18 protein-coding genes are annotated in these 17,502 nt (G+C 70.0%); 2 read left to right on the top strand and 16 right to left on the bottom strand.

Annotated elements, in window-relative coordinates:
- Positions 1-2 precede the first annotated feature (2 nt).
- The 4 genes from Q8X39_RS07390 to argA form a co-directional block, all read right to left on the bottom strand.
- The gene (locus tag Q8X39_RS07390) at positions 3-341 is read right to left on the bottom strand and encodes an H-NS histone family protein (protein WP_305749009.1); all 339 of its coding nucleotides are present in this window, start codon (positions 339-341) and stop codon (positions 3-5) included.
- Between the two features lie 90 nt (positions 342-431).
- Complete coding sequence (locus Q8X39_RS07385; protein ID WP_305749290.1) at positions 432-1,490, bottom strand: extracellular solute-binding protein; 1,059 nt, start codon at positions 1,488-1,490, stop codon at positions 432-434.
- A 284-nt stretch (positions 1,491-1,774) separates the two neighbouring features.
- Entirely contained in the window at positions 1,775-2,047 is a 273-nt protein-coding gene (locus Q8X39_RS07380; RefSeq protein WP_305749008.1) for an oxidative damage protection protein, read from the bottom strand.
- Positions 2,048-2,119: 72 nt separating this feature from the next.
- Positions 2,120-3,460 carry an amino-acid N-acetyltransferase gene (gene argA / locus Q8X39_RS07375; protein WP_305749007.1) on the bottom strand — a complete coding sequence of 447 codons (1,341 nt, stop codon included), beginning with the start codon at positions 3,458-3,460 and terminating at the stop codon, positions 2,120-2,122.
- A 159-nt stretch (positions 3,461-3,619) separates the two neighbouring features.
- Between argA and Q8X39_RS07370 the strand changes: the two genes are divergently transcribed.
- Positions 3,620-4,006 carry a VOC family protein gene (locus Q8X39_RS07370; RefSeq protein WP_305749006.1) on the top strand — a complete coding sequence of 129 codons (387 nt, stop codon included), beginning with the start codon at positions 3,620-3,622 and terminating at the stop codon, positions 4,004-4,006.
- A gap of 21 nt (positions 4,007-4,027) precedes the next feature.
- Entirely contained in the window at positions 4,028-8,146 is a 4,119-nt protein-coding gene (gene hrpA / locus Q8X39_RS07365; RefSeq protein ID WP_407067975.1) for an ATP-dependent RNA helicase HrpA, read from the top strand.
- Between the two features lie 84 nt (positions 8,147-8,230).
- Here the strand turns inward: hrpA and Q8X39_RS07360 are convergent, their stop codons facing one another.
- From Q8X39_RS07360 to Q8X39_RS07305, 12 genes are all read right to left on the bottom strand, one after another.
- The gene (locus Q8X39_RS07360; protein WP_305749005.1) at positions 8,231-9,637 is read right to left on the bottom strand and encodes a two-component system sensor histidine kinase NtrB; all 1,407 of its coding nucleotides are present in this window, start codon (positions 9,635-9,637) and stop codon (positions 8,231-8,233) included.
- Complete coding sequence (locus Q8X39_RS07355; RefSeq protein ID WP_305749004.1) at positions 9,637-10,290, bottom strand: SpoIIE family protein phosphatase; 654 nt, start codon at positions 10,288-10,290, stop codon at positions 9,637-9,639. Before Q8X39_RS07355 ends, Q8X39_RS07360 begins: the two co-directional genes overlap by 1 nt.
- Positions 10,272-10,700, bottom strand: a complete 429-nt coding sequence (locus tag Q8X39_RS07350; protein WP_305749003.1) for an ATP-binding protein — start codon at positions 10,698-10,700, stop codon at positions 10,272-10,274. The genes Q8X39_RS07355 and Q8X39_RS07350 overlap by 19 nt, the downstream gene beginning before the upstream one ends.
- The gene (locus tag Q8X39_RS07345) at positions 10,697-11,104 is read right to left on the bottom strand and encodes an ATP-binding protein (RefSeq protein ID WP_305749002.1); all 408 of its coding nucleotides are present in this window, start codon (positions 11,102-11,104) and stop codon (positions 10,697-10,699) included. Before Q8X39_RS07345 ends, Q8X39_RS07350 begins: the two co-directional genes overlap by 4 nt.
- On the bottom strand, positions 11,097-11,471 hold the full coding sequence (locus Q8X39_RS07340) for an STAS domain-containing protein (protein ID WP_305749001.1): 375 nt from the start codon (positions 11,469-11,471) through the stop codon (positions 11,097-11,099). The genes Q8X39_RS07345 and Q8X39_RS07340 overlap by 8 nt, the downstream gene beginning before the upstream one ends.
- A gap of 1 nt (position 11,472) precedes the next feature.
- Complete coding sequence (locus tag Q8X39_RS07335; RefSeq protein WP_305749000.1) at positions 11,473-12,339, bottom strand: STAS domain-containing protein; 867 nt, start codon at positions 12,337-12,339, stop codon at positions 11,473-11,475.
- A complete protein-coding gene (locus Q8X39_RS07330; RefSeq protein ID WP_305748999.1) occupies positions 12,336-12,725 on the bottom strand; it encodes a response regulator in 390 nt (129 codons plus the stop codon). Before Q8X39_RS07330 ends, Q8X39_RS07335 begins: the two co-directional genes overlap by 4 nt.
- A gap of 23 nt (positions 12,726-12,748) precedes the next feature.
- Positions 12,749-13,798, bottom strand: coding sequence for a methyl-accepting chemotaxis protein (locus Q8X39_RS07325; protein WP_305748998.1), 1,050 nt, complete (start codon positions 13,796-13,798; stop codon positions 12,749-12,751).
- Position 13,799: 1 nt separating this feature from the next.
- On the bottom strand, positions 13,800-14,165 hold the full coding sequence (locus Q8X39_RS07320) for a response regulator (protein ID WP_305748997.1): 366 nt from the start codon (positions 14,163-14,165) through the stop codon (positions 13,800-13,802).
- 87 nt (positions 14,166-14,252) lie between these two features.
- Complete coding sequence (locus Q8X39_RS07315; protein ID WP_305748996.1) at positions 14,253-14,576, bottom strand: hypothetical protein; 324 nt, start codon at positions 14,574-14,576, stop codon at positions 14,253-14,255.
- The gene (locus Q8X39_RS07310; protein ID WP_305748995.1) at positions 14,573-17,071 is read right to left on the bottom strand and encodes a chemotaxis protein CheA; all 2,499 of its coding nucleotides are present in this window, start codon (positions 17,069-17,071) and stop codon (positions 14,573-14,575) included. Before Q8X39_RS07310 ends, Q8X39_RS07315 begins: the two co-directional genes overlap by 4 nt.
- On the bottom strand, positions 17,068-17,502 hold the full coding sequence (locus Q8X39_RS07305; RefSeq protein ID WP_305748994.1) for a response regulator: 435 nt from the start codon (positions 17,500-17,502) through the stop codon (positions 17,068-17,070). Before Q8X39_RS07305 ends, Q8X39_RS07310 begins: the two co-directional genes overlap by 4 nt.

The raw sequence follows: 17,502 nt of genomic DNA, 5'->3' as shown, positions 1-17,502 counted from the left end.
CGTCAGACCGCGAAGTCTTCCAGCTTGCGACCGGCGTCCAGCGCGGCGGTCAGCCATCTCGGCTTCAGTCCGCGGCCCGACCAGGTGTCGCCCGTCGATGGGTCGCGGAACTTGGGTGCGACCTTGCGAACCGATGCATCGGCACTGCTGGCCCGGGGATTCCGGCCGACGGCGCGCGTCAGGTCGGCCACGGTAATCCCGTGTTCGGCCATCAGTCCCTTGATCTGGCCGATGACGCCATCGCGCTCGCCTTTCAAGGTATCTGCAATCTGCTGTTCGAGTTCCGCCTGCTGGCGCTCGATCGCCTCGCGCTGGGCGAGCAGTTCCTGATAGGTGGCCACGCCAGTCTCCCCGGTTGATGAATTCGCCGGGGATTCTAGGAATGGCCCTTCGGCGCTGTCCAGCGCGGCAGATGGCAATCGCGCTGTCGATTACTTGAAGCCGACCCGGTCAAGAATCTGCTGGACTTTCGCGCTGTTCTGGCCGACCACCGAGATCGGAATCAGTTCCTGATTGAAGGCTCCCAGCGTGGTCAGTGCCGGGTTGGCGGTCTTCACGCCGGCGACCGCCGGGTATTCGTTGTTGCCGTCGGCGAAGTAACGCTGGGCGTCGTCGCTCGACAGATATTCGAGGAACCTGATCGCCGCGTCGCGGTTGCGTGCATGGCGGGCCACGGCACCACCGGCGACGTTGACGTGGGCGCCCCAGGTCTTCTGGTTCGGGAAGATCACCCCGACCTGTTCCATCGTCTTGCGGTCGTCCGGATTGCTCGAACGCATCAGGCGGGCGACGTAGTACGTGTTGCTCAGCGTCACGCCGCATTCGCCGGTGGCAACGGCCTTGATCTGGTCGGTGTCACCGCCCTTGGGGTCGCGCGCCTGGTTGGCGACGATGCCCTTGAGCCAGGCTTCGGTCTTGGCCTCGCCGAGGTGTTCCAGATAGGCACCAAACAGCGACAGGTTATAGGGGTGCGAACCCGAGCGCGAGCAGAAACGGCCCTTGTTGACCGGGTCGGCCAGCTTTTCGTAGGTATCGACGTTTTCCGCCTTCACGTCGGCCTTGTTGTAGACGATGACGCGGGCACGGGTCGAGAAGCCGAACCATTGCGAACCCTCGCCGTTGTCCTTGCCGCGCAGTTGCGCCGGGATGCGCTGTTCCAGCACCGCCGACTTGACCGGCGAGAACAGGCCGTCGGTTTCTGCGCGCCACAGCCGTGCGGCGTCGACCAGCAGGACGACGTCGGCGGGACTGGCCGAACCTTCGGTCTTCAGGCGCTGCAGCAGTGCGGCGTCGTCCGTGTCGACCCGGTTGATGCGGATGCCGGTGGCCTTGGTGAAATTCGTGTAGAGCGCCTCATCGGTCTGGTAATGGCGCGCCGAATACAGGTTCAGGACCTTTTCCTGCGCCGTCGCGGCTGGCGCGGCAAGGCCGAGGCCCAGCGCGGCGGTGATCGAGGCCAGCAACAGTTTCGGAAAGGATGAGGCGGTCATGGTGAGGAGGCCTGGACGGCGCTTGCAGGTGGTTCGAAACCGGCGGCGCCGGTTGCCTGAGCTGCATCCTAGCAGCGAACGAGAACGATTCGCAATTGCAAGCAAAGCCTTCTGCAAGGACTCTTGGCCGACCGCGCGACGCGCTGCTCCGGTGCTGGACCCGATGAAGGGTCGATCAGAAAGCGGAAAGCGCCGCAGTTGCGGCGCTCTCGGGCGGTGCTGGTACAGCCGGCGTTCAGCCGGCCGGGGCGATCTCGGGCCCGATCAGGCCCGAGCGGACTCGTTCAGGCCGACGGCGGCACGTAGCCGGCCGGCTGGTCGGCGCCTTCGCCGAAGAAGTAGCGCTCCATCTGGCGCGCCAGGTACTGGCGGGCGCGGGCATCGGCCAGGTTCAGGCGGTTCTCGTTGACCAGCATGGTCTGGTGCTTGAGCCACTGCTGCCAGGCTTCCTTGCTGACGCCGTCATAGATGCGCTTGCCCAGCTCGCCGGGGTAGGGCGCGAAGTCGAGGCCGTCGCCTTCCTTCTTCAGCAGGACACATTGAACGGTACGGGCCATGGTGTTTCCTTTCGGGATGCGGGGGGCTTGATCGGTTGTTCGGTGGTTCGGGTCCAGGCGCGGCACCGCGCCTCAGACCAGCTTCTTGACCAGGACCTGCGAGCGCCGGTCCCAGTTGTACTTGCGCTTGCGGGCCTCGGGCAGCCAGTCGGGGTCGACTTGCACGAAGCCGCGCTTGATGAACCAGTGCATCGTGCGGGTGGTCAGCACGAAGATGCTGTCCAGGCCCTGCAGGCGGGCCCGCTGCTCGACGCGCTTGAGGATGCGTTCGCCGTCGCCCTGGCCCTGGACCTGGGGCGAGATGGTCAGCGCGGCCATCTCGGCGGTGCGCGACTCGGGGTAGGGGTAGAGCGCGGCGCAGCCGAAGATGATGCCGTCGTGCTCGATGACCGTGTAGAGCTGGATGTCGCGCTCGATCTCGGTGCGGCTGCGCTTGACCAGCGTGCCGTCGCGCTCGAAGGGCTCGATCAGCTGCAGCACGCCGCCGACGTCGTCGGACGTGGCCTCGCGCAGGCTCTCCAGCTTCTCGTCGACCACCATGGTGCCGATGCCGTCGTGCGTGAAGACCTCGCGCAGCAGCGCGCCGTCGACCGCGAAGGGCAGGATGTGCGAACGCTCGACGCCGCCCTCGCAGGCGCGGATGCAGTGCTGCAGGTAGAAGGCGGTGTCGGTTGGCTGGGTCGGGGCGGGCAGGGCCGCCAGCATGCGCTTGGCGTCGGCCAGCGCGAGTTCCGTGTCGATCGGGCTTTCCGGGTCGTCGCGGTCCTCGTGGATGCCGGGCACTTCGGTGATGAACAGCAGCTTGTCGGCCTGCAGTGCGATCGCGGTCTGCGTGGCGACGTCTTCCATCGTCAGGTTGAAGGCCTCGCCGGTGGGCGAGAAGCCGAACGGCGACAGCAGCACCAGCGCGCCGATGTCGATGGCGCGGCGGATGGAGGCGCCGTCGACCTTGCGGACCACGCCGCTGTGCATGAAGTCGACGCCGTCGACGATGCCGACCGGCCGCGCGGTCAGGAAGTTGCCCGAGACCACACGCACGGTCGCGTTGGCCATCGGCGTGTTGGGCAGGCCCTGCGAGAAGGCCGCCTCGATCTCGAAACGCAGCTGGCCGGCGGCTTCCTGGGCGCAGTCCAGCGCGACCGGATCGGTGATGCGCTTGCCATGGCTGAAGCGCGACGGATGGCCCTTGGCGTTGAGCTGCTCGGTGACCTGCGGACGGAAGCCGTGCACCAGCACGAGCTTGATGCCCATCGCGTGCAGGATGGACAGGTCCTGCGCGAAGGCGCTGAGCTTGCCCGCCGCGATCAGCTCGCCGGCCATGCCGATCACGAAGGTCTTGCCGTGGTACGCGTGGATGTACGGCGCGACCGAGCGGAACCACGGGACGAAGGTGTGCGGGAAGACGAGGCTCATGGGCTGCGGCGTGGGGTCGGTGGGTGTCGTCCGTCGAGACGGACGATTGTGCCGCAGGGGTGTCGCCCGGCCTGCCGTCGCCAGGCTCCCGGGGCCCTCACCCGGCTTGACGCTGACCGGTGTGCCGCGCAGCATCGGCGACATCCTGAGGAGAACACGATGGACCCGATGAAGACCCACGGCGCGTTCAGCTGGTGCGAGCTGATGACACCGAATCCGAAGGCTGCCGCCGACTTCTATCACCAGCTCTTCGGCTGGAGCCTCCAGACGCTGGACATGCCCGGCGGCCCGTACCACGTGGTCAAGGTCGGCGACACCTCGGTCGCCGGGATCATGGCGATGCCGGCCGATGCCTCGCCGATGATGCCGCCGCACTGGGGCTGCTACATCACCGTCGACAACGCCGACGAGAGCGCCGCCGAGGCCCAGGCGCTGGGTGCCAAGGTGATCGTCGCGCCGACCGACGTGCCCGGCGTCGGCCGCTTCGCGGTGCTGCAGGACCCGCAGGGTGCGGTCTTCAGCATCATCGACTACATCGACGACTGATCGGGCCCGCGCAGGGCGCACGTGGATAATCCGCGCCCCGTGAACCGACCCAATCCAGACGTCCCCGAAGTCCCCGCCGAGGCCGCCTCGCCGGCCGCAGACCGGCCCAGCGAACATGCGCCCGAACGTGCGCCCGGACGCGAGCCCGAACGCGCGCCCGGCCGTCGCGGTGGCCGCGGCGATGCGCGGGGTGGCGAACGCCGCCCCGCGACCCCCGTCCCGCCGATCACCTTCCCCGAGGCGCTGCCGGTCTCGGCCCGTCGCGAGGCCATCGAGGCCGCGCTGCGCGAGCACCAGGTCGTCATCGTCTGCGGCGAGACCGGCTCGGGCAAGACCACCCAGCTGCCCAAGATCGCGCTGGCGATGGGCCGCGGCCTGGGGGCCGGCGGCAACGGCCTGATCGGCCACACGCAGCCGCGCCGCATCGCCGCCAGCTCGGTGGCCAAGCGCATCGCCGACGAGCTGAAGTCGCCGCTGGGCGAGGTGGTCGGCTACAAGGTCCGCTTCCAGGACCGCCTGCAGCCCGGCGCCAGCGTCAAGCTGATGACCGACGGCATCCTGCTGGCCGAGACCCAGACCGATCCGCTGCTGCGGGCCTACGACACGCTGATCATCGACGAGGCCCACGAGCGCAGCCTCAACATCGACTTCCTGCTCGGCTACCTGCGCCAGATCCTGCCGCGCCGGCCCGACCTGAAGGTCATCGTGACCTCGGCGACGATCGACGCCGACCGCTTCGCCAACCACTTCGCCAGCAGCCACGCGGCCGCCGACGGCTCGGTCGAGAGCCGCCCCGCGCCGGTGCTGATGGTCAGCGGCCGGACCTTCCCGGTCGAGCAGCGCTGGCGGCCCTTCGAGGACGGCAAGGACTTCGACATCAACGACGCGATCGCCGATGGCGTCGATGAACTCTGGCGCGAGGGCTCGGGCGACATCCTCGTCTTCCTGCCCGGCGAACGCGAGATCCGCGAGGCGGCCGACCACCTGCGCAAGCACCTGAGCCACCAGCCGCTGCACCGCAACGCCGACATCCTGCCGCTGTTCGCGCGGCTGTCGCAGGCCGAGCAGGACCGTGTCTTCGAGACCGGCGGCGGACGCCGCATCGTGCTGGCGACCAACGTGGCCGAGACCTCGCTGACGGTGCCGGGCATCCGCTACGTGATCGACACCGGCCATGCCCGCGTCAAGCGCTACAGCTACCGCAACAAGGTCGAGCAGCTGCAGGTCGAGCCGATCAGCCAGGCGGCGGCCAACCAGCGCGCCGGCCGCTGCGGCCGCGTTGCCAACGGCATCTGCATCCGGCTCTACGACGAGAAGGACTTCAGCGGCCGGCCACGCTTCACCGACCCGGAGATCCTGCGCAGCTCGCTGGCCGGGGTGATCCTGCGCATGAAGGCGCTGAACCTCGGCCTGGTCGAGGACTTCCCCTTCCTGGAGGCGCCGCCGCGCAAGGCGATTGCCGACGGCTATGCGCTGCTCGGCGAACTCGGTGCGGTCGACGATGCCAACGAGCTGACCCGCATCGGCCGCGAACTTTCGCGCCTGCCGCTGGACCCGCGCGTGGGCCGCATGATCCTGGAGGCGCGCGACCGCCAGGCCCTGCACGAGGTGCTGATCATCGCCAGCGCGCTCAGCGTGCAGGACGTGCGCGACCGGCCGATGGAGGCGCAGCAGGCGGCCGACGAGAAGCACAGGAAGTTCGACGACGAGAAATCCGAGTTCATGGGCTACCTCAAGCTCTGGCACTGGATCGAGGAAGGGCGCGGGCAGCACGGCCATCCCGGCTCGGCGGGCCAGGCGCCGGCCCAGGTCGACACCCACAAGCTCAGCAACCGGCAGCAGGAACAGCGCCTGCGCGAGAGCTTCGTCAGCCCGCGTCGGGTGCGCGAATGGCGCGACATCCACAGCCAGCTGCACACCGTGGTGGCCGAGCACGGCTGGCGCGTGAACGGCGTGGCCGCGACCTACGAGCAGGTCCACCTGTCGATGCTGGCCGGCCTGCTCGGCAACATCGGCCTCAAGGCGGACGACGACGAGTGGTACCTCGGCGCGCGCGGCATCAAGTTCTGGCGCCACCCCGGCGCGCACCTGAGCAAGAAGCCCGGCCGCTGGCTGGTCGCGGCCGAGCTGGTCGACACGACGCGGCTGTTCGGCCGCGGGCTGGCGGCGATCGAGCCGCAGTGGATCCCCGGCATCGCCGGCCACCTGCTCAAGACCCAGCTGCTGGAGCCGCACTGGGAGAAGAAGGCCGCCGAGGTGATCGCGCTGGAGCGCGCGACGCTCTACGGCATCGTGGTCTACAGCAACCGGCGGGTGAACTACGGCAACGTCGACGCACCGGCCGCGCGCCAGATCTTCATCCGCGAGGCGCTGGCCAACGGCGAGTGGGACTGCAAGCTGCCCTTCCTGGCCCACAACCAGAAGATGATCCGCCAGGTCGAGGAGCTGGAGCACAAGTCGCGCCGCCAGGACGTGCTGGTCGACGATGAGCTGATCCACGCCTACTACGACGAGCACCTGCCGGCCGAGGTCTGCAGCGGCGCGAGCTTCGAGCGCTGGTACCGCGTGGCCAGCAAGGCCGAGCCGAAGCTGCTGCACCTCAGCCGCGACGAGCTGATGCGCCATGAGGCCGCCGGCATCACGACCGAGTCCTTCCCGCGCACCGTGCGGCTGGGCGGCATCGACTGCGCCGCGACCTACCTGCACCAGCCCGGCGACCCGAAGGACGGCATCACCGTGGCGGTGCCGATCTACGCGCTCAACCAGGTCAGCGAGGACCGTTGCGACTGGCTGGTGCCCGGCATGCTGGAGGCCAAGGTGCTGGCGCTGGTCAAGAGCCTGCACCAGCGGCCGCGTTCGCGCCTCATGCCGTTACAGGAATTCGTCGCCGAGTTCTGCGCCAGCCAACCCTTCGGCGACGGCCGGTTGCTCGACCTGCTGCTGGCCGCCGTGCGCGAGCGCAGCCAGATCGCCGTGCAGCGCAACGACTTCAAGCTGGACATGGTGGCCCCCCACCTGTTCATGAACTTCCGCATCGTCGACGAGCACGGGCGACAACTCGGCGCCGGCCGCAACCTGGCCACGCTCAAGGCCGAGCTGGGCACGCAGGCGCGTTCGGCCTTCCAGGCGCTGGCGACGCTCAAGCTGGCCTCGCAGGCCGAGCCGGCCCCGGCGGGCCAGGCTTCCAGGTCGACGCCGGCATCGACCGGACCTGGCGGAGCCCGGCGCGTGGCGGCCGCCGACGCCGCGCCGCCGACTTCCGCCTCACCGGCCGTCCCGGCCGTCCAGGCCAGCGCCAGCTACACCGCCTGGACCTTCGGCGAGCTGCCCGAGCTGATGGAGATCCGCAAGGCCGGCCAGACGCTGGTCGGCTTCCCGGCCCTGATCGACCGCGACACGCACGTCGAGATCGAGGTCTTCGACGAGCCCGATGCGGCCGCCGCGAAGCACCGCGCCGGCCTGCGCCGGCTGGTCGCGCTGGCGATCAAGGAACCGCTCAGGTACCTCGAGAAGAACATCCCCGACCTGCAGAAGATGGCCGTGGCCTACATGCCGCTGGGCACGCAGGAGGAGCTGCGCGCCCAGATCATCGACGTCGCGCTGGACCGGGCCTTCCTGTCCGACCCGCTGCCCACCGATGCGCAGGCCTTCGCCCGCCGCATCGAGGAAGGCCGATCGCGCCTGAACCTGATCGCCCAGGAGGTGGCCCGCAACGCCGGCGTCGTGCTGGTCGATTACGCCGCCGCGCAGCGCAAGCTCAAGGATGCGCGTGCGCCCAAGGAGGTCGGCGACGACATCACCGCGCAGCTGCAGCGCCTGATGCCCAAGCGCTTCGTGGTCACCACGCCCTGGGTCCAGCTGCAGCACCTGCCGCGCTACCTCAAGGCCATCACGCTGCGGCTGGACAAGCAGCGCGCCGACGCCGTGCGCGACGCCCAGCGCCTCGCCGAGCTGCGCCCGCTGGAACAGCGCTACGTGCGCCGGCTGGCCGACCTCAAGGGCAGCGCCGACGCGCGCATGGACGAGTACCGCTGGTTGCTCGAAGAGCTGCGCGTGAGCTTCTTTGCCCAGGAGCTGCGCACGCCGCAGCCGGTCAGCGTCAAGCGGCTGGACAAGGTCTGGAGCCAGATCGCCGGTTGATTGCCGGTTGATCGCCTGTTGTTCGCCTGTTGTTCGCTGGCCTGTCGCCGGCCGTCCCTCGACCCTGACGGGCTCGCAGGGCGCTCAACGGTCGGATGGCTGGACCGGCGCGCGGTCTGGGTCCAGGGGCAGGAACAGGCTGAAGGTGGTCCCCACGCCCACCTGGCTGTCGACCTCGATGACGCCCGCGTGGCTGCTGACGATGCCGTGTACCGCCGCCAGGCCCAGGCCGGTGCCTTCGCCGACCGGCTTGGTGGTGAAGAAGGGCTCGAAGATCTTGTCCAGCAGGTCGGGCGGGATGCCGCTGCCGGTGTCGCTGATGCGCAGCCGCAGGTGCGTGTCGGTCGACCCGGCTTGCGGGCGTCCGGCGCCACCGGGCTCGGCGTGGTCGGCGCTGATGCGCACCTGTCCCGCGCTGTCACCCATGGCCTGTGCGGCGTTGCGCACCAGGTTCAGCAGCACCTGTTCCATTTGCACCGGATCGATCTGGATCCTGCCGCCGTCCCGCACCTCGACCGTGAGGCCCTGCTGGCGTGGCATGGCCGCACGCAGCAGCGGCTCGGCCTGGCCGAGCCAGTCGGCCAGGTCGATCGGCTGCAGCGCGGGGGGCGTCTGGCGCGAGAAGTCGAGCATCTGCCGCACCAGTGCCGCGGCCTTGGCGCCGGCCTGCTGGATGCGCCCGAGGTTGCGGGCCTGGCGTGAGCCGGCGACGGCCTCGAGCTCGCACAGCTCGGTCAGGCCGATGATCGAGCCGAGCAGGTTGTTGAAGTCGTGCGCGATGCCGCCGGCCAGCGTGGCGACGGCGCGCAGCTTGTCGTTCTCGCGCAGGCTGTCCTCGATCTTCTGCTGGCGGTCGACGTCGCGGCCGATGCAGACGTGGCTCAGCAGCTCGCCGCGCCGGCCCAGGATCGGCGAGATCGACCAGTCCACCAGCAGGCTGCTGCCATCGCGCCGACGTTGCTGGGTGCGCCGGCGCTGCGTCTGCACGCCCTGTGGCGGCTCGGCCCAGGCGCCGGCGCCCTCGACCGCCTCGCGCCGGGTCCAGCCGGTCGAGCGGCAGAAGGCCGGGTTGACGTCGTCGCACTGGCCGTCGACGTCGAGCACCGCGATCAGGTCGTCGGTCTGCTCGAACATCGCCACCAGCGTCTCGTGCTCACGGCGCCAGCGCTGCTCGTGGTGGGCCTTGGTCGCCAGTTCATGCGGCAGCTGCAAGGCCAGCATGAGCGGCAGCGCCTCGCCACGCACCAGGGCCTCGCGGCCCCGCTGCGGCGCGCTGCCTTCGGGCGAGTCGCGCCAGCGCTGTGCCAGGTCGGCCTGGGCGCGCGCGTGCACCTCATGCATCTGGTCGACCGCGGGGCCATCGTCCAGCACGGACTTGCCCAGCTCGGTGGCCTCGATCAGCACGCCCTCCCGCACAAACGGATCGGGCGACAGCGCATAGCGGCTCAGCAGCGTGGTGTAGGGCACCAGCAGGCGTTCGACCCGGTCCATCAGGCGGCCACTCCGATCTGCACCACCATCACGCCGGCGTCGTCGCGCCCGGCGCGTGCGTGCTTCATCAGGTGCTGACACAGGATGGCAGGGTCGCGCTGCCACTCGGGCAGGCGCAGCGGCAGTCGCACGCGTTCGTCCAGGCCATCGGTGAACAGCAGCAGCCAGTCGCCGGCCTGCAGGGGATGTTCGGTCTCGACCACCTGCGTCGGCAAGCCGCCTCCGACGATGCCGTTCTGCGAGTTCAGCCGCACCAGGCCGCTGGCGCGCCAGTGCAGCAGCCGCGTGTTGCCCACGCCGGCATGGTGCAGGCGCTGGCCGTCGATGCGCAGCAGGCCGATTGCCGCGCCACGGGTGGCGAACAGCGCGCGGTCGAGCCGGACGAACAGCTCGGGCATCGGCAGCTCAGGCGCGGCGCCGATCGTCTGCAGCGCGACCTGTGCCGCCTGCGCGGCTTCGCGGCCGTGGCCCAGGCCGTCGATCACGGCAAGCAGGCCGTCGGCGCTGCCGCTGGCATCGAGGCCCGCTGTGCCGTCGGCCAGCCAGCAGCCCACGGCGTCGCCGCAGGGCTCGTCCGCCTTGAGGGCCTCCAGCAGATGGGCGCGCCGGGTGCTCAGACGGGGCGCGCTGCCGGTCAGCGACGGCGCAGCCATTTGTGCGTCACCACCTGCGTGCCGCTGCCCGGCTGGGAGCGGATGTCGAAGTCGTCCATCAGCCGCTCGACGCCGGGCAGGCCGCAACCCATGCCGCCGCCGGTGCTGTAGCCCTCGGTCATCGCCAGCGAGAGGTCGGGGATGCCGGGTCCGCGATCGTCGGCGCGCAGCTCGACACCACGGCGCAGGCCCGTCTCGAGCCAGCGCAGCCGGATCTGGCCGCCGTCCGGCGTGTGCATCCACAGGTTGTTGGCGAGCTCGGAGCTGGCCGTGGCGACGTGCGCGGCAAACACGCTGTCGTGGTTGTGCTCGCTGCAGAAGCGCATCACGCTGGCGATGACGTGCGCCACGTCGCCTTCATGGCCGACCGTCAGCGTCAGCTCGTCGCGCGTCGCCTGCTCGGCCGTCATGCCACACGGCCCGTGTTGCGCCGCGGCCGCACGATCTGCACGGTCACCACGGTGCCGGCCGGGGTGGACTCGATCTCGAAGACATCGACCAGGCGCTGCGTGCCGGGCAGCCCGGCGCCCATGCTGCCGGCGGTGGAGTAGCCGTCCTGCAGCGCCAGCGTCAGGTCGGAGATGCCTGGGCCGCTGTCGCGCACGCAGGCCTGCAGCCGCACCGTGCGGGCGTCGGACTGGTCGCTCAGTTCGCAGCGCCCCTGCACCGCGTAGCGCACCGCGTTGCGACCGAGTTCGGACACCGCCGTGGCGAAGCGGGTCTGGTCCATCACGCCCAGGCCGGCGGCCCGGGCCAGGTCGCGCGCGGCCAGGCGCGCACGCACGATGTCGTCGCTCGCCAGCAGCTCAAGCATCGCGGGCCGCCTGGTCCATCCGCTGCGCCAGGCGTCGCAACGCGCCTTCGAGCGTGAACGAGGTGGCCACGTCGACCAGCTTGCTGCCCATCTCGACCAGCGTCATGGCCACCGCCGGCTGCACGCCGCAGACGACCACCTCGGCACCGAGCAGGCGCAGCATGCGCGCGCTGTCGTTGAGGACACGGGCCATGAAGGAGTCGATCACGTCGAGCGCCGACACGTCGATGACCAGGCCACGTGCCTGCATCGCTGCGGCGCGCTCGGCAAGGTCGGACTGGAAGTCCATCACGTCCTCGTCGCTGATGTCGGCGGACAGCGCCACGATCAGCACGTCGGCGTTGAGCCGCAGGATGGGTACGCGCATGTCAGCTCGATGCGGCGTCGGTGATGCGCCGGCCGGTCATCGTCAGCGCCAGCGCCATGCCGGCTTTGAGCGAACCGCGGGTGGGCACGCTCGACAGGTCGATCGCGAGCTTGACCATGGTCTGCGCCGTGCTCGGGCTGATGCCGGTCAGGATCACGCGGGTGCCGAGCATCTCGGCCGCGGCGACGGTCTTGAGGATGTGCCGCGCGACGCTGGTGTCCATCACCGGCACGCCGGTCACGTCGATCAGCGTGACCTCGGCCTCGCTGCGGCCGATCGCCTCGAGCAGGCGCTCGGAGATCTGCTGCGCCCGCACCGAATCGACCACGCCCACCAGCGGCAGCAGCAGGATCGAGTCCCACAGCGTGATCACCGGCGTCGAGACCTCGCGCAGCGACTCGGTCTGGCGCTGGATGACGTCCTCGCGCGCGGCCATGAAGGCGCTCGCCAGCACCAGCACGCAGCGGTCCATCAGGCGTTCGATGCGCAGCGTGGCGGGCAGCAGCGACTCGCGCAGCGGCGCGTGGCCGTGCAGCGTGTCGATCAGCGCTTCCTTGCAGGTCTGCACGAACAGCAGCGATTCCTCGGGCGTGAAGCCGCGCGCGGCGCGCACCTGGCTGGCCATGCGCAGGGCGATGGCCAGCGGATGGCCGGTGTCGGTGCCGAAGCGGTCGTCGGGGTTGTCGAGCGCGGCGTCCAGGCCACCGAGCAGCCCGGCCATCTCGGCATCGAGCTCGGTCTCGGGCGTCAGGCCATGCAGGTGGTTGCCGCCGGTCTGGCGCAGGCGCTCGCGCCAGTTGCGGCTGATGTCGGCGGCACGGCTGCGCAGCATCTCGGCGAGCCGTGCGTCGATCGAGGACATGTTCATGTGGACGGGGACTCCAGGGCCGCCGCCACGGCCGCTTGCAGCGCCTGGCGGGTGAAGGGCTTGGCGAGCTGGCAGACAGCGCCCGCCAGCGCGGCGGTCTCGAGGTTGAACTGCGGCGACAGCACGCGTCGTCCACCCGAGATCGCGATGATAGGCAGCCTCGGGTGGTTGCGGCGCAGTTCGACGATCACGCGTGTGCCGTCCATGCCGGGCATCAACACATCGGTGATGACCAGGTCGAAGCCACGCCCGCCGCGGCCGGCGGACAGTCGCAGCGCGGTCTGGCCATCGGGTGCCTCGGTGACGTCGTGACGGTCCAGTTGCAGCATCTGCAGCACGGTGTCGCGCAGCAGGTCGTCGTCATCGATCAGCAGGATGTGGGCCATGGCCAGGGTGTCTTTCGGCTCGGTCAGAAAAGCTCGATGCGCGGACCGCTCGCGGCCGCTCCGGCGTGAGCGGGGTCATCGGGGTCGCGGTGGTCGGCTTCACCCGCCAGATAGTTGGGTGCCAGCTCGCGTGCCCGGGCGTCGACCTCGGCGGTGTCGCGTGCGCCGCTGCGCAGCCGGGTGATCAGGTCGGAGAGCACCTGGTGGCGGCTTTCCAGGGCCGGCTCGACGCGGTCGATGATCTGCTTGAACACGTCCTGGTACTGGCCGGCGTTCAGCATCTGGCCGATACCCTGGTCGAGCTCGTGGTTGTGCTGCGTGACCGCCGTCACCAGCATCTCGTAGAACTGGCGCATGTCGACGTAGCTCTCGTCGAGCTGGCGCGTCAGGTTGCCCAGACGTTCGGCCTCGGCCTCGTTGTGACGGGTGCGGGCGTTGAAGTCGCCACTGAAGCCGACCTCGACCGTCTTCACCAGCCGCGTGATGTCGTTGTTGATGCGGGCCGCCGACTCGTTGGACTGGGTGGCCAGCCGGCGCACCTCGCCGGCCAGCACCGCGAAGCCCCGGCCGGCCTCGCCGGCGCGGGCCGCCTCGATCGCGGCGTTGATCGCCAGGATCTCGGTCTGGCGCGCGATGGCGCGGATCGCGTCGGTCATGTCCGACAGGCCCTTGACCTCGGTGACCAGCTGGTGGAAATGCACCCGTTCCTGCGCGATCTGCGCCGGCAGCGTCTGCACGAAGGAGGCCAGCTCCTGGATGATGTGGCTGTTGCCTTCCATGCTGGCCTGCATCGCCTGGCTTTGCACGTGGGCGGTGTCGAGGTACTGCACCAGCTTGTGCGACAGGTCGTGCAGGTCCGACAGGCGGCCGACGAAGTCGACCGTGGCGGTCTCCGACAGCCCGACGGCACGGCCGAGCTGCGTCATCACCTGGCGGTCAAGCTCGCGCATGCCGGCCACCGCCTCGCACTCGGCCGACACACGTGGCTGCGGCGAGATCCAGTCGGCCAGCCGCTGGCGGGCATGCCAGATCCGGCCCCGCAGGGACGCCATCGCGGTCGGGCGCGTGGCCATCTCAGGCTCCCGGCAGCACTTGCTTGATCACCTTCAGCAGGTCGGCCCCGCCGATCGGCTTGACCAGCCAGCCCGAGGCGCCGAGCTTCTTGGCTTCGTCGCGCTTGGCCTGCTGGCTCTCGGTGGTCAGCGTCAGGATGGGCGTGAAGCGCAGGATCTTGCGGGCGTTGCGGATGAACTCGATCCCGTCCATCTTCGGCATGTTGATGTCGGTGATGATCAGGTCGGGCTTGAGGCCCTTGTTGATCTTGCCCATCGCCTGCTCGCCGTCGGCGGCGGTCTCGACCTTGAACCCCGAGATCTCGAGGGTGGTCTTGACGCTCATCACCATCGTGGCCGAGTCGTCAATCAGAAAGATGGTCTTCATGCGGGTTCCAGTCGGCCAGCGTCGGGCCGGGTTGAGACAGGATCGGTGCCGGCACGGCTGCGCCCTTGCACCTGACCTCCGTACGGTTCATCGGTCGGATGCCGACAAACCTGAGTCCGACCGGTGCCCGACCTTGAGCTGGGTCGTGCGGTCGTTCGATCGGTCATCTGCCTGCACGCCAGCCTGCACGCCGGCCAGCACGCCAGCCAGCAGCGCATCCGTCGGCGGCTTCACCAGACGCGGCCGCAGCGCCAGTAGCACCTGCAGCACGGCGGCGTGCAGGTGCTCGCACTTGCCCAGGTGTACCGCAGGGCTCGGCTGCTTCAGCAGCCATTGCGCCAGTGCCTCGGCGTCGTCGACCGCGACGTGGCCCTCGAGCGCGGCATGCTTCTTCAGGTAGCGGATCGTCATGGCAGCAATTCCTTCGGGTTCAGCACCATCAGCACGCCACCGTCGCCCATCAGCGCGGTGCCGGCAAAGCCGGTCAGCCCGGCCAGCACGCCCTCGAGCGGCTTGAGGATGATGTCGCTGGCGCCGTGGAACTGGTCGACCAGCAGGCCGACCGTCTCGGTGCCCAGGCGCAGCACCAGCACGGTGAACTCGCCGTCGTCGTTGAGGCGGGCCGGGGCGTCGAGCGCCAGCAGCTCGTTGAGCGCGCGCAGCGGCACGATGCGTCCGCGCAGCACCGTGGTGCGGGCCTGCTTGAACTGGTGGATGTCGTCGCCGTGCACCCGCACGGTCTCGACGATCAGGTCCATCGGTACGCCGAAGTGGCGCCCGGCGCTCTCGATCACCATCACGTTGGAGACGGCCATCGAGAGCGGCAGCGCCAGCCGGATCGTCGTGCCCTGGCCGAGCACGCTGTGCAGCTCGACCGAGCCGTTGATGCGTTCGACCGCGTTGCGCACCACGTCCATGCCGACGCCGCGGCCCGACAGGTCGGAGATCGCGTCGGCGGTCGAGAAGCCGGGCAGGAAGATCAGCTGGACCGAGTCGGCGTCGGACAGCGAGCCGGCCCGGTCGGCCGGGATCAGGCCGCGCTCGACCGCCTTGGCGCGCACGCGGGCCGGGTCCACGCCGGCGCCGTCGTCGCTGATCTCGATCAGCACGCGGTCGCTCTCCTGGTGGGCACGGATGCGTATCGTGCCCACCACCGGCTTGCCGGCGGCGCGGCGCACCTCGGGGCGCTCGATGCCGTGGTCCAGGCTGTTGCGCAGGATGTGGATCAGCGGGTCGGCCAGCGGCTCGATGACGTTCTTGTCGGCCTCGGTGTCCTCGCCCTCGATCACCAGGTTGACGTCCTTGCCGAGCTTCCTGGAGATGTCGCGGATCAGCCGGCCGAAGCGCTGGAACACCACGCCCACCGGCAGCATGCGCACCTGCATGATGGCGTGTTGCATGTCCTCGGCGATGCGGTTGATGACCGCGTACTGGGCCTTGATCTCGCGCGCCAGCTCCCGCTGGCCGAAGGCCTGCTCGGCGCGCTGGGCCAGGTAGGGCAGGCTGTTCTTGGCCACCACCATCTCGCCGATCAGGTCCATCAGCCGGTCGACCTTTTCCTGCGTGACCTTGAGCACACGCTGGGCGGGCGCGCCGTTCGCATCGTCGACGCGGCGCGGTGCGTCGGCGGTCGGCGCATCGGTGGTCGGCACTTCTTCCAGGCCGATCTCGGCCAGGCCGCCGTCGTGGCCGTTCCAGGCAGCCGCGGCGGCCGGCTCCATCGGCTCGACCGCTGCGGCGTCCGCTGCCCGTCCCAGTGGCTGCTGGCGGGCCCAGGCCAGCAGGCCGGCGGCCGAGACCGTGCCCGGCAGCGTGGCCAGGTCGGCCGCAGCGCGTCGCGCGTCGTCGTCGTCGACGCACGCCAGCAGGTGGCCGAGCGCCCGCCGCGCCGAGGCGATGCTGCCGGCGCCCAGGCCGCTGCGCCCCAGCAGCGCGAGCTGGTCGGCCCAGATCGCCTGGGCGCGCCGGCGCAGGGTCTGCCCGGCGCGCGATCCCGGCGCCGGTGCGGCCGTGTCGGGCTCGCCGGTGGTCGCCGTGTCGGGCTCGCCGGTCGTCACCGCGTCTGCCGCCGCGTCTGCCGCAGCGACGCTGGCATAGGCCACCTGCTCGGGCACGCAGCGGAAGTGTTCTTCCAGGTCGGCCTGCGGCGCGCTGCTGATCAGCACGATGTCGAGGTTGCACTGGTAGCAGTCCCAGCGCACCTGCTCGTCGCCGACCGGCCAGGGCTGCTGGCCCGCCACGTCGACGGCCAGCAGGCCGGGCGTGGTGCTGGCCAGGCGCCAGGGGTCCTCGCCCTTGAAGAAGCACTCGGGCTCGGGCACGTAGCGCAGCGCGGTTGCGCCGGCATGGGCCTGCCGCAGCGCAGGGTCCAGGCGCGCCAGCCAGTCGGGTGCGGCATGGGTGTTGGCCGGGGCAATGGCGACCGCGACGGCGGGTGCCAGATCCGGGGCGGGCATCGGCAGGGCAGCCGGCAAGGCACCCGGCAAGGCACCCGTCAAGGCAGACGGCAAGGCGGCCGGTTCCAGCAGCGCACGCAGCGCGGCGGCGTGGTGCTGCGAGCGGGCGTCGGCCGCGTCGGCGATGCGGCCGGTGCGCTCGATCTCGTCGATCAGCTCGGCGCTGTAGTCCATCGCGTCCAGCAGCGCATCGGCGATCCTGGCGCTGTGGGCCAGGCTGCGGTTGCGGATGCGGTCGAGCAGGTCCTCGCCCGCATGCACCACGCGTTCGAGCGGCTTGAACTCGAACAGCCCGCAGTTGCCCTTGAGCGTGTGGACGGAGCGGAACAGGTCGTTGAGCAGGTCGGTGTTGCCGGGATCGCGTTCGACCTCGAGCAGGCGCTTGCCGATCGATTCGAGGCAGTCGCGCGCCTCGAGGACGAACTGTTCCAGCAGGTCGGTCTGGTTCATGCGCTCGCTCCTTCGGCGGCGATCCGCGCGGCCGGGCGGTCGCCCAGCAGCAGCGCGGCCGACAGCACCAGTTCGGCCGGGCGGGCGGGCTTGACGAGGTAGCAGTTGGCGCCGGCGTCGAAGGCGCTGCTGGCGTCCTGGCGGCGCGCCTCGGTCGAGACCATCAACACTGGCGCCTGGTGGCGGGGATCGAGCTTGCGCAGCTCGCGCACGAAGCTGTAGCCGTCCATGCGCGGCATGTTGATGTCGACGACGTAGAGGTCGAAGGGCTGGGTGACGTCCTGCAGGTGCACCCGTTCGAGCGCCTCGACGCCATTGATCGCCTCGTCGGTGTGCCAGCCGGCATCGCCGAGGATCTTGCGGTGGTACATGCGGACCGTTGCGGCGTCGTCGACCACGAGGATGCGGCGCGGTTTCGGGGTCAGGCTCAT

This window comes from Leptothrix discophora, from assembly GCF_030705305.1.
In the GTDB taxonomy this organism is placed as follows: Bacteria; Pseudomonadota; Gammaproteobacteria; order Burkholderiales; family Burkholderiaceae_C; genus Sphaerotilus; species Sphaerotilus discophorus.
Note: the sequence above shows the minus strand (reverse complement) of the source record. Positions and strands in the feature narration are given on the sequence as shown.